This window comes from Pseudoalteromonas sp. MER144-MNA-CIBAN-0113, assembly GCF_040308965.1.
Classification (GTDB): Bacteria; Pseudomonadota; Gammaproteobacteria; order Enterobacterales; family Alteromonadaceae; genus Pseudoalteromonas; species Pseudoalteromonas tetraodonis.
This window is the reverse complement of record NZ_JBEOOG010000025.1, coordinates 13,573-25,305: the sequence shown is the minus strand read 5'-3', so window position 1 is coordinate 25,305 and position 11,733 is coordinate 13,573. Positions and strand designations below refer to the sequence as shown.

Annotated in this window: 11 protein-coding genes; all 11 read right to left on the bottom strand. The window is 42.0% G+C overall.

Translation table 11 applies throughout. The features are described from left to right. Window positions 1–34: 34 nt before the first annotated feature. The 11 genes from AAEY57_RS08745 to fliP all read right to left on the bottom strand — a co-directional run bounded on the left by AAEY57_RS08745 (window position 35) and on the right by fliP (window position 11,729). On the bottom strand, window positions 35–2,251 hold the full coding sequence (locus AAEY57_RS08745) for a chemotaxis protein CheA (RefSeq protein ID WP_350607493.1): 2,217 nt from the start codon (window positions 2,249–2,251) through the stop codon (window positions 35–37). A gap of 14 nt (window positions 2,252–2,265) precedes the next feature. Beyond that, window positions 2,266–3,033, bottom strand: a complete 768-nt coding sequence (locus AAEY57_RS08740; RefSeq protein ID WP_010387932.1) for a protein phosphatase CheZ — start codon at window positions 3,031–3,033, stop codon at window positions 2,266–2,268. A 16-nt stretch (window positions 3,034–3,049) separates the two neighbouring features. Next, window positions 3,050–3,433, bottom strand: a complete 384-nt coding sequence (gene cheY / locus AAEY57_RS08735; protein ID WP_008112210.1) for a chemotaxis response regulator CheY — start codon at window positions 3,431–3,433, stop codon at window positions 3,050–3,052. A gap of 40 nt (window positions 3,434–3,473) precedes the next feature. Beyond that, on the bottom strand, window positions 3,474–4,184 hold the full coding sequence (locus tag AAEY57_RS08730) for an RNA polymerase sigma factor FliA (RefSeq protein ID WP_008112209.1): 711 nt from the start codon (window positions 4,182–4,184) through the stop codon (window positions 3,474–3,476). A 26-nt stretch (window positions 4,185–4,210) separates the two neighbouring features. Beyond that, window positions 4,211–5,071: a MinD/ParA family ATP-binding protein gene (locus tag AAEY57_RS08725; RefSeq protein WP_010387928.1), complete on the bottom strand. Its 861-nt coding sequence runs from the start codon at window positions 5,069–5,071 to the stop codon at window positions 4,211–4,213. Continuing rightward, a complete protein-coding gene (flhF, locus tag AAEY57_RS08720; protein ID WP_096038654.1) occupies window positions 5,064–6,554 on the bottom strand; it encodes a flagellar biosynthesis GTPase FlhF in 1,491 nt (496 codons plus the stop codon). The genes AAEY57_RS08725 and flhF overlap by 8 nt, the downstream gene beginning before the upstream one ends. A 21-nt stretch (window positions 6,555–6,575) precedes the next feature. Next, window positions 6,576–8,684: a flagellar biosynthesis protein FlhA gene (gene flhA / locus AAEY57_RS08715; protein WP_008112204.1), complete on the bottom strand. Its 2,109-nt coding sequence runs from the start codon at window positions 8,682–8,684 to the stop codon at window positions 6,576–6,578. A 71-nt stretch (window positions 8,685–8,755) separates the two neighbouring features. Continuing rightward, on the bottom strand, window positions 8,756–9,886 hold the full coding sequence (gene flhB, locus AAEY57_RS08710) for a flagellar biosynthesis protein FlhB (RefSeq protein ID WP_008112201.1): 1,131 nt from the start codon (window positions 9,884–9,886) through the stop codon (window positions 8,756–8,758). A 9-nt stretch (window positions 9,887–9,895) separates the two neighbouring features. Then, on the bottom strand, window positions 9,896–10,675 hold the full coding sequence (gene fliR, locus AAEY57_RS08705; RefSeq protein WP_024602030.1) for a flagellar biosynthetic protein FliR: 780 nt from the start codon (window positions 10,673–10,675) through the stop codon (window positions 9,896–9,898). A gap of 2 nt (window positions 10,676–10,677) precedes the next feature. Then, window positions 10,678–10,947: a flagellar biosynthetic protein FliQ gene (locus AAEY57_RS08700; protein ID WP_024602029.1), complete on the bottom strand. Its 270-nt coding sequence runs from the start codon at window positions 10,945–10,947 to the stop codon at window positions 10,678–10,680. Between the two features lie 41 nt (window positions 10,948–10,988). Next, on the bottom strand, window positions 10,989–11,729 hold the full coding sequence (fliP, locus tag AAEY57_RS08695; protein WP_013465552.1) for a flagellar type III secretion system pore protein FliP: 741 nt from the start codon (window positions 11,727–11,729) through the stop codon (window positions 10,989–10,991). Window positions 11,730–11,733: the final 4 nt, after the last annotated feature.

The following is an 11,733-nucleotide window of genomic DNA, read 5'->3' as shown; positions in this document are numbered from 1 at the left end:
AATGGGTAGGCATAAAGTTTATACCTACTTTTTATTATCCAGCGTAATGCTTTAGCATACTCGGTACATCTAATATCAGTGCAATTCCACCATCAGAGGTAATAGTCGCACCCGCCATACCCGGCGTACCTTGCAATAATGCATCTAGAGGCTTGATCACCACTTCTTCTTGACCTATTAGTGAATCAACAACGAACCCTACTTTTTGAGTCCCTATTTGCACAATAACGACATGCCCTTGTGCTTTTCGCTGACCTCTATCAGCGCCTTTTATAAGCCAATGTTCAAGGTAGAATAATGGAATCGACTTTTTACGAACAATAATCGTTAGCTGGCCATCAACCACATTAGTTTTTGTTAAATCTAAGTGGAATATTTCACTTACACCCGCTAGCGGCAAGGCAAAGGTTTGCTCTCCCACCACCACCATTAAGGTAGGCAATATCGCAAGTGTTAGTGGAACTTTGATTTCTAAAGTAGTCCCTACGCCCATTTCTGATTTTATGTTAACCGAGCCATTGAGCTGAGTGATTTTTGTTTTAACCACATCCATACCAACACCACGGCCAGAAATATCTGAGATTTCTTCTTTGGTTGAAAACCCAGGTGCAAAAATAAGGTTATAAGCTTCAGTATCAGAAAGACGACTCGCTTGGTCGTGATCAAGCACCCCTTTACTAATCGCAATCTTTTTAAGCTTTTCAGCATCCATACCGGCACCATCATCTTGGATGGTAAGCAGGATATGGTCGCCTTGCTGAGACGCTGATAAAGTAACAGTACCGGTTCTAGGTTTACCCGATGCTTCACGAATATCGGGCATTTCAATACCATGATCCACTGAGTTGCGCACTAAATGCACGAGTGGATCTGCCAATGCTTCCACTAAATTTTTATCTAAATCGGTGTCTTCACCAACAAGTAATAAATTAATATCTTTTTGCAGCGTTCGTGCTAAATCTCGTACTACACGGGGGAAACGGCCAAACACTTTTTTAATTGGCTGCATTCGTGTTTGCATTACTGCACCTTGGATATCAGCAGTCACAACATCTAAGTTGGAAATAGCTTTACCCATAGCCTCGCTGTCAGAGTTTGTTGCCAAGCTTACCAAACGATTTCGCACAAGTACTAACTCGCCCACCATGTTCATTATTTGGTCTAGGCGTTTGGTATCAACACGTACAGTTGTTTCTGCCGGTGGAGGCGCTGCTTTTTTGGGCGGCGCAGCTTTAGCTGCTTGTGCCGCAGGAGCCGGCTTAGCTGGCTCTGGTTTAGGCTGTGGCTTAGCTGCAGCAACTGGTTCTGGCTTTTTAGCTGCCACTGGTTCAGGTTTACTTACAGGAGCCGGTGTTTCTATCGACTTAGGTGCACCTTTACCATGAAGTTCATCAAGTAAGGCTTCAAACTCGTCGTCACTTATTTCATCATCGCCCGAGCTTTGCTCGTTACTTGGTGAAGCCACAGGAGCCGATGGTGTTTGTTGTGGTGTACTTGCGGTTGCTTGGCTCACTTCGCCAAAGCTGCCTACACCATGAAGTTCATCCAATAAGCTGTCAAATTCATCGTCAGTTATATCACCACTGACATCATTGCCACTTGATGATGATTGTTTTTCTTGTGGGGCTTGCCCTTTTCCATGAAGTTCATCAAGTAGGCTTTCGAATTCGTCTTCGGTTATTTCATCAATCTGAGACTCAGTACTGCTGCTATCTGGGCCGCTAAATAATTCATCAAAAGCAAACGGGTCTTCTTCAGCATCGTTGCTCGGTTGCTCTGCAACTGGTTCAGGCTCTACCGATGGAGTTTCCACAGGAGCTATATCTTCAACCACAGAATCGCCGGCAAGCTCTTCTGCTGTCGGTGGCTGCCCAAGTTTGTGAAGTACTGCAAGTAATTCTGGATCAGCAGGCTCTGGCTGGTCACGATTTTTAATCGTGGCAAACATTTCATTAATGGTGTCCAGTGCTTGTAAAATCACATCCATTAATTCAGAGTTAACTGTTCTTACACCTTGGCGCAGTAAATCAAACACATTTTCAGCACCATGACATGCATCAACAAGCTCTGTCATAGCCAAAAAGCCAGCGCCACCCTTTACAGTGTGGAAACCGCGAAATATTGCGTTTAGTAGCTCAGTATCATCTGGGTTGTTTTCCAGTTCTACTAACTGTTCAGATAAAAGCTCAAGGATTTCTCCGGCCTCTACTAAAAAGTCTTGTAAAATATCTTCATCGACTTCAAAGCTCATGCAGTACTCTCCTATTAGAAGCCCAAACTTGATAATAGATCATCAACTTCATCTTGATCAGATACAACATCATTACGCGTTTCTTTATCAATAATAGGCCCTTCGGGACCTGCTAGTGTTTGTGCAACAATGGGATCTTCTATTTTTTCTGGTTGTTCAGTTGGTTCAACCTCACCACCTTGCGCTGCAAATGCAGTTAACAGGTGAATTAAACTTTCTTCAACTTCACGGACAAGTTCAATAACACGGCGAATAACCTGACCGGTTAAATCTTGATAGTCTTGAGCCATCAGCACATTAGTCATCAGCATTTGTAACTCATCGGTTTTGTGATGAGAACTGCTCATAAACTTATCAATACTATGGCAAAGTGATTTAAACTCACCAAGCTCTATTTCGCGGTTCATTAAACGATCCCACGTTGGCTTGATATCAGCTATTTCGTCAGCGATTTCTTGTGCTAATGGTAAGCTTGCTTCAACCGCATCCATTGTCTTATTGGCTGCGTTTTCTGTCATTTCCATGACATAGTTAAGGCGTTTTTTTGCGTCAGGGATGGCATCAGTGGTAATGTCTGTTAAACGCGTGTCTAACTCGAAACTTTTTAAAGCTTCGTGCAGTTGACGCGTCAACTTACCCACCTCAGCAAATAACTGTGATTGCTCTTGTGAAGCTGTTTCTAAAATTAACTGATTCGCTTTATCTTGCTCACCATTTTCTAAAAAAACAACTAACTGGCGAGCTTGTTCTAAAGTAATCTGAGGCGCAGCAGGTGCTGACATAAGCCTCTCCCTCTCATTAACCTAAGCGTTCGAACACTTTTTCTAATTTAGTTTTCAATGTACCTGCAGTGAATGGTTTAACAATATAACCATTAACACCTGCTTGGGCCGCAGCAATTATTTGTTCTTTTTTAGCTTCTGCTGTAACCATTAAAACAGGAATATGCTTTAATTTTTCATCAGCTCGAATTGCCCTTAAAAGATCAATACCTTGCATGCCTGGCATATTCCAATCTGTTACAACAAAATCAAACGCTTGATTTTGCAACATAGGCAAAGCAGTTGACCCGTCATCTGCTTCTTGAACATTGGTAAAACCTAAATCGCGCAACAGGTTTTTAATAATACGTCTCATTGTTGAGAAATCATCAACAACAAGAATTTTAATGTTTTTATCCAAAACATCCTCCAGTGAGGCCTGAACCTTTATTTACTTACTTCTAGTTTATCCAGTCATTGATTTTTGCTTTAAGCTTAATCATCGCCTGACCATGTATCTGACTTACACGCGATTCACTTACATCGAGTATATGCCCAATTTCTTTTAAATTCATCTCATCGTTATAGTACAAAGAAAGCACCATTGCATCTTTTTCCGGTAACGACTTTATTGCACTGAGTAAAGACTCATTAAACCGTTCATTTTTAACATTATTGAACGGTTTGTCTAGTGCTAAATCTTGGCCATGAGGTGTAATCACATCGTCATCTATACCAAGGTCTTCAATACCTAACACTTTGCTTACATTTACATCGTTTAAAATATGATGGTACTCATTTAGCGAAATTTCAAGTTTTTCAGCAACTTCACTATCTTTAGGTTCACGGTTTAAACTGTTCTCAAGCGCAACAATAGTTTCTGCAACCAAACGGCTTTTTCTGTGAACTGAACGTGGAACCCAATCGCCTCGGCGCATTTCGTCTATCATCGCACCACGAATACGAATACCGGCAAAGGTTTCAAAGCTTGCGCCTTTGCTTGCATCAAAGTTTTTTGAAGCTTCAATTAAACCAATCATACCCGATTGAATTAAATCATCTAGCTGCACACTGGCCGGTAAACGAGCAATTAAATGGCACGCCACTTTTTTGACTAATGAGGCATGCTTTTCAACAATCATATTTAAATTTTGTGTTGACTGATATCCCATAGCTCTATTCACCGGTATTGTCATTGTTAGTTACTAACTAGTTTCTCAATGAAAAACTCTAAATGACCCGAGGCTTGACTAGGTGTTGGCCACTTAGCAATTTTTGTAGCCAGTGTTTTAAAAGCAATTGCAGCAGGCGACCCAGGAAAAACCTCAACAATTACTTTTTGGCGGCGCGTTGATTTGCGCATATTCTCATCATAAGGAACTGTTGCAACCAACTCCATTGATATATCTAAAAATCGGTCGGTAACCTTTGAAAGTTTTGCAAACAATTCCTGCCCTTCGCGTAAGCTACGCACCATGTTGGCAACAATTTTAAATTTGTATACGCCGTGCTCACGGCTCAGTACTTTAATGAGCGCATAGGCATCGGTAATTGATGTTGGCTCATCACATACCACCACAACCACATCCTGTGCGGCACGAGAAAAGCTCAATACCATGTCAGAAATACCCGCAGCGGTATCAACAATTAAAATATCAAAGTCGGTGTTAAGTTCACTAAATGCACGAATAAGTCCAGCGTGCTCTGAGGGTGATAACTCAACCATACTTTGCGAACCCGATGTTGCAGGCACTATTTTTATGCCTGCGGGACCTTCGACTAAAATATCATCAAGTTCACATTCGCCCGATAAAACATGAGATAAATTACGCTCAACGCGCAGTCCAAGCATCACATCACAATTCGCTAATCCTAAATCAGCATCTAGTACAAGCACACGTTTGCCTTGTTGGCCTAACGCGATTGCCGTGTTAAGGGATACGTTCGTTTTACCCACTCCACCTTTGCCGCCGGTGACAGCGATAACTTTTACGCCGTTATTATTATTCTTGCTCATTTTGCGAAGGCCGCTTGCTTGATCTAAAACTGTGTTAATCATACATCTCTACTGTGCTCGACGCCACTGATTGGTGTCGTGATTGTTGTGCTTTTATTCTTTTTAAATACAATTGCTCAGCTTTTTTTACTAGTTTTTCGGCATTTGCCACTCTAATATCTTCTGGTACTCGCTGACCGTTAGTAAGATACCCTATTGGGAGACGATTTTGAATCGCAATACTAATAATCTCACCTAAACTCAATGACTCATCAAGTTTAGTAAAAATACATCCGCTTAGCTGTACTTTTTTAAAGTGCCTTACTGTTTCTTGTAATACATTAATTTGCGCCGTCGCACTTAATACTAAATAACTACGTATATCAACACGCTGATTACGCATCAAGGTGTTTAACTGCTCGGTTAAGCGTAAATCACGTTGACTCATTCCTGCTGTATCAATTAAGACTAGACGTTTATTTCGTAAATGGTATAAAACTTCTGCTAATTCATTTGCATCTTTAACTTGTTTAACGCCACAACCTATAATACGACCATACGTTGCTAGCTGCTCATAAGCACCAATACGGTAGGTATCGGTAGTAATAAGCGCTACTTTATCGGCACCGTATTTTTGTGCACCCAATGCTGCCAGTTTTGCAACTGTGGTGGTTTTACCCACGCCAGTAGGTCCGACTAACGCAAAAACACCGCCTTGGCGAAGTATTTCGTTGTTCGTGGTTTGCATTTGATCTTCAACCATGTTCAATAAAGCTTTCCAGCCTTGTTGGCGAGACACATCGTCTGGTACAAAACATGCCATTTGCTCAGCAACATTTTTTTCTATCCCCATACCGACTAAGCGGTCAATCATACATGCACGGGTCGGGTCGCGACGTGCCATATCTTGCTGCATTAAACCTGATACTTGGTGCTCTAATAGTTGACGAATTGCGTTCATTTCTTCACGCATTGTGCTGATGTCACTGGATTCTTTATGCATTGTTTGCTGACGCGGTGCGCTAGGTGAATCTAAATCGTCAAAGCCACTGTCTAAGTCGTCGAAACCTAAGCTATCGGCTTGGGTGCGAGGGCGCACTGGCGCGCTTTGTTCACGTTCAAACATATTTTTAGGTCGTGATTGCACAGGCTCTTGTTCTTGATAGTGACCAGAAGTGTCAATGCCAGAGTGTGAAAACATTGAAGCAAGCTCTGCTGAACGAGGACGTGGAGACTGACGCTCTAGTAAAGCTTGTAAGCTATCTGCAACCTTTGCCTGTGGCTTAGGTTGAGCGCGTTGCGGTTCTGGTTTAACAAAATTATGTGAACTTTGCTCAGTATGTGCAAATGAAGCTCTTGCAGCAGGTTGGCTTTGAGGCTGCTCTGGCGCTTTTGTCGCTGCTTTGTCGTAATCAACTGCAGCAACAATTTCAACGCCATTAGCTAGTTTTTTATTTGACATAATAACCGCATCAACACCCAACTCTTCTTTTACTTCTTTTAGTGCAGTGCGCATGTCTTTAGCAAAAAAACGTTTAATTTTCATAATTCAAACCCCTTTAAAATCTTATTGTTGGCCTACAGAGCTGACAATCTTGATCTGTCTTTCATCTGGTATCTCTTGATAAGACATCACTCGCAATCCTGGAATGGTGTATTTAACAAATCGAGATAACACAGTGCGTAACATTCCTGACGTTAGCAATATTGAAGGTTCACCGGCCATTTCTTGATTTTGATGCGCTTCATTCAATGATGTTTGAAGTCTATCAGCAAGCCCTGGTTCTATTCCGGCACCTTCATCACCTGCATTTTGAAGTGACTGATGCAACATCTGTTCCAACTCAGGCGCCAAGGTTATGACAGGGATTTCAGAAGACATACCAACGGCATCTTGGACGATTAATCTACGCAGTGATATTCGCACTGCAGCCGTTAATACATCTGGGTCTTGGCTACGAGGGCCATACTCAACAAGGGTTTGAACAATTGAACGCATATCTCGTATTGCCACCCCTTCGTTTAATAAATTTTGTAGTACTTTAACGATGGTGGTCAGCGGTAATACCTCAGGTACAAGTCCTTCAACTAAGCGAGGGTGACTCTTACCTAACATATCTAATAAGTTCTGTACTTCTTCATGTCCGAGTAATAATGCGGCGCTATTGGTGAGTAACTGGCTAATATGGGTTGCCACCACGGTCGCCGAATCAACCACCGTGTAACCTAAAGACTGTGCTTCATCTTTTTGATCGGGTTTTATCCAAACCGCATCTAAACCAAACGCAGGATCTTTAGTTTCAATTCCTTTTAGCGGGCCAAATACTTGGCCTGGGTTAATCGCTAATTCATCACCATGTTTAAGCTCACCCTCACCACTTGATACACCCATCATGGTTATGCGGTATGCATTTGGGTCGAGTTCTAGATTATCGCGTATATGCACCGGCGGCACTAAAAAGCCCAGCTCTTGAGATAGTTTTTTACGCACTCCTTTAATACGGTTTAACAGCTCGCCACCTTGTGATTGGTCAACGAGAGGAATGAGTCGGTAACCGACTTCTAGACCAATAACATCAACTTGTTGAACATCATCCCAACCCAGTTCTTTTTGCTCTTGTTTAGCCGCAATTCCGGTACCTGAGGCCGCATTTTCGGCTTCTTCTGCTTCTGCAGCGGCTAATTTCAGTTTATTTTGCTGAGTATAGTATGCAAGGTAACCTAAAAGCGCCCCTAAGCTTAAAAATGCAAGGTGTGGCATACCTGGGACTAAGCCCATAGTAATAAGGATACCTGAGGCAATAAATAACGACTTTTCGTTACCTAATTGCTTCTTAAACTGATCGCCCATGTTGTGCGATTCATTTTGACGGGTTACAACAATTGCAGTACCAATTGAAAGTAGTAATGAAGGTAATTGCGCGACTAAGCCATCACCAATGGTCAATAGTGTGTACACTTCCATAGCGCGTGAAAAACTTAAATCATGTTGGATCATGCCAACAAATAAGCCACCCACAATATTGATCACTAAAATGACTATGCCAGCAATAGCATCGCCTTTTACAAATTTACTAGCACCATCCATAGAACCATAAAAGTCAGCTTCACGAGTTACTTCCTCACGACGTTCTCTGGCTTGCTCGGCACTGATAAAACCGGCATTCATATCTGCATCTATGGCCATTTGCTTACCTGGCATAGCATCTAGAGTAAAACGCGCTGATACTTCTGAAATACGACCAGCACCTTTGGTGATTACCACAAAGTTAATGATGATCAGAATTAAAAACACCACCAAGCCCACGGCGTAGTTACCACCGATTACCACTGAACCAAATGCTTCAATGACTTTACCAGCAGCATCCCCACCGTTATGACCCTCAAGCAGTACCACCCGGGTACTGGCCACATTGAGTGCTAAGCGCATTATGGTTGCAATTAACAGCACGGCTGGGAACATACCAAACTCAAGCGGTTTCATGGTGTATACAGTGACCAGTAATACAACTAACGCAAGCGCGATATTAAACGAAAATAATATATCAAGCAGGAATGGAGGCAGTGGTAAAATAACCATACCCAGCGCAGCCAACACCAAAAGCGGTGTACCAACGCCCTTCGCATATTCTTTTTTATCTTTATTAAGTTGTTGTAATACCGCTTTAAATTCCATAACTCTACAATTTCAAAAAATTGACACTACGCTGAAATTGCAATAACTATTCCAAGTTAGTTGGTTAGCAGTTAATACTTAAATTCATCGGGGATAGGCAGCTTTTTATTAAGGGCAACAGGGCGTTTTCCACGGCCTTTTTTAAACCGTTTAAGCTGAAACACATAAGCAAGCACTTGAGCAACCGCAGTAAATAGCTGATCGGGGATTTGCTCACCCACTTCTGCAGTATGATAAAGCGCTCGGGTTAAAGTTGGAGACTCAACAATAGGCACTTCATTACCCAATGCAATTTTACGAATTTGCATGGCGAGCTCATCCACACCTTTGGCTAATACAATAGGCGCGCCTGCTCGCTCTGTATCGTATTTTAAAGCTACGGAATAGTGAGTAGGGTTGGTAACAATAACATCGGCGTCTGGCACATCCTGCATCATTCTCTTTTGCGACATTTGACGTTGGGTTTGCCTTATGCGCGCTTTAATCTGCGGATCACCTTCTGAGTTTTTATATTCGTCTTTTACCTCTTGCATAGTCATTTTAAGCTGTTTGTTATGACTATAGCTTTGAAATGGGGCGTCAATAGCAGCAATAATAATTAAGGTGCAAGACATGGCTAAAAACATCCACGCTAAAATTTCCAAAGCATGAACAATATTGCCAGGCGCACTTTCTATACTTAAATGTAAGATTTCATCAAAAAACGTATTAATTAAAAAAATAGCAAATGCGGCCACCAAGCCAAACTTTAATAATGACTTAAGCAATTCTATAGCCGCTTGTGGACCAAACATGCGGGTAAAGCCTTTCATTGGCGACATTTTACTGGCTTTGGGCGCAGCTGCTTGCCAACTAAAATTAAAGCCGCCAAGCATGGTATTACCGATAAATGCAGCCAATACAATAATGAGTACAAACATCGACATAGGAAATAACAGTACGTCGGCCACCTCTCCCCATACGGCAAACATTTTGGTGGTGTCGTAGGTTTCATTGCGGTTAAGACTCAGCATTCTTCCCATAATGCGGTACAAGCCTTTGCCAATTTCAGGCCCATACATTAATAAGGAAATAGCAGAAAAAATAAGCACAAACATGGTACCTAACTCTTTAGAACGCGCTATTTGGCCTTTCTTTTTAGCATCATCAACTTTTTTTGGGGTGGGTTCTTCGGTTTTTTCTTGTCCGGAATCTTCAGCCATTACGCTCTCCTAAGGGGAACAACCAATTAGAGTACACATCAGCTCAACCATTTTTAGCCATTGGAACTCAAACTGAGTGACAAAGTTACCGAGCGTTGCCCAAATAATAACGAGCCCTGCCACTAAGGTAAACGGGAAGCCTATCGAGAAAATATTTAACTGCGGTGCAGCACGGGTCATAATACCAAATGCCATATTAATAACCAGCATGGCGGTTAATGGTGCTAATGACAGCACTAATGCAGTGGTAAACATCCAACCACCCCATGTCACTATGTCCCAGTAATGATCAACCGCCCACCAATTGCCATCAATCGGGAGTACTTCAAAACTGTGCACCACCATTTGAATCATCATTAAATGACCATTAAACACAAAAAATAATAAGGTAGCTAATATTAGATAAAATTGCCCCACTGCAGGCACACTCATCCCATTAGAGGGGTCAACAACAGATGCAAAACCTAAACCGGTTTGCATAGCAAGAATTTGACCGGCTAACACAAACGTATTGAGTAATAGTGTGGACGCAAAACCAATTGCGACACCAATCAACATTTGTTGGAGTACCACTAAAATCATTTCAAAAGAAAATAGATTAGTAAATGTAGCAGCAGGAAGAACAGGAACAACTAAGAAGGTGACCACTACAGCCAAGCCCATTTTTATTCGAGCAGGTACGTTTTTTGCGCCAATACCCGCCATGATCATGATCATAGAGCTGATGCGCACTAAGGGCAGTAAAAAATCACTTAACCATTGAATGACAACGGAAAATGGAAATTCCATTGTTAACCTGCAATTTCGGGGATAAGCAGCACTAAGCGATTAAAAAAGTCCATTAGCTCTTGAGTAAACCAATGTCCTCCCACAATCAGGGCACTGATGGTGATAAATAAACGCGGTAAAAAACTCAGTGTTTGTTCGTTAATTGAGGTTGCTGCCTGAAACACAGCCACAACCAACCCAATAATTAAGCCAGGTACCACAATGGCAGACACCAGCTTAATCACTAAAAATAGGGCTCCACTTAAAATATCAACAAATACTTCAGGTTCCATGGACGACTCCTAGTGTGGTTGGTTCAATGAAGAGTGCACAACTACGTGCCCAAGCCAAAGCTTTTAGCGAGTGTACCCATCACCAAGCTCCACCCATCAACCAATACAAACAACATAATTTTAAACGGTAGCGATACAATCATGGGGGATAGCATCATCATACCCATGGCCATCAATACCGATGCAACCACCAAATCGACAATCAAAAAGGGAATAAAAAACATAAAACCAATAATAAAAGCGGTTTGTAACTCACTGGTCACAAACGCAGGAATAAGCACAACCATTGGCGTTGCTTCAGGCGAGTCAAGCTGATCGTAACCTGCTATTTTAGCAAAGGTTTCTAAATCTTTTATACGTACCTGTGAGAGCATAAACGCTTTCATTGGCTCTTTGGCTAAATCAAGTGCTTCAAGTGACGTTACTTGTTCACTTAAATACGGTTCGATAGCTCGCTCATTTATTTGCTCATAAATTGGCGCCATAATAAAAATACTTAAAAACAGCGACATACCTAGTAATACTTGGTTCGAAGGCGTTTGCTGCAAACCAATGGCTTGGCGCAAAATAGCTAAAACAACAATAATTCGAGTGAAAGAGGTCATCATGATAATGGCGGCTGGAATAAAGCTCATAGCCGTCATGATCGCCAACACTTGTAGCGTCACTGAGTAGTCTTGGGTGCCATCGGCATTAGTAGTGATCGTCAGCGCGTCAATCCCCTCGGCATTGACCCCTGGGACAAACACCATGGCAAATAGGAAAAGCAGCCATTTAGTCATAATA

Bases quoted from the DNA above. Each gene is read 5' to 3' on its own strand.
- AAEY57_RS08745 (WP_350607493.1), bottom strand. From the start codon at position 2,251: ATGAGCTTTGAAGTCGATGAAGATATTTTACAAGACTTTTTAGTAGAG.
- AAEY57_RS08740 (WP_010387932.1), bottom strand. From the start codon at position 3,033: ATGTCAGCACCTGCTGCGCCTCAGATTACTTTAGAACAAGCTCGCCAG.
- AAEY57_RS08730 (WP_008112209.1), bottom strand. From the start codon at position 4,184: ATGGGATATCAGTCAACACAAAATTTAAATATGATTGTTGAAAAGCAT.
- AAEY57_RS08725 (WP_010387928.1), bottom strand. From the start codon at position 5,071: ATGATTAACACAGTTTTAGATCAAGCAAGCGGCCTTCGCAAAATGAGC.
- flhF (WP_096038654.1), bottom strand. From the start codon at position 6,554: ATGAAAATTAAACGTTTTTTTGCTAAAGACATGCGCACTGCACTAAAA.
- flhA (WP_008112204.1), bottom strand. From the start codon at position 8,684: ATGGAATTTAAAGCGGTATTACAACAACTTAATAAAGATAAAAAAGAA.
- flhB (WP_008112201.1), bottom strand. From the start codon at position 9,886: ATGGCTGAAGATTCCGGACAAGAAAAAACCGAAGAACCCACCCCAAAA.
- fliR (WP_024602030.1), bottom strand. From the start codon at position 10,675: ATGGAATTTCCATTTTCCGTTGTCATTCAATGGTTAAGTGATTTTTTA.
- AAEY57_RS08700 (WP_024602029.1), bottom strand. From the start codon at position 10,947: ATGGAACCTGAAGTATTTGTTGATATTTTAAGTGGAGCCCTATTTTTA.
- fliP (WP_013465552.1), bottom strand. From the start codon at position 11,729: ATGACTAAATGGCTGCTTTTCCTATTTGCCATGGTGTTTGTCCCAGGG.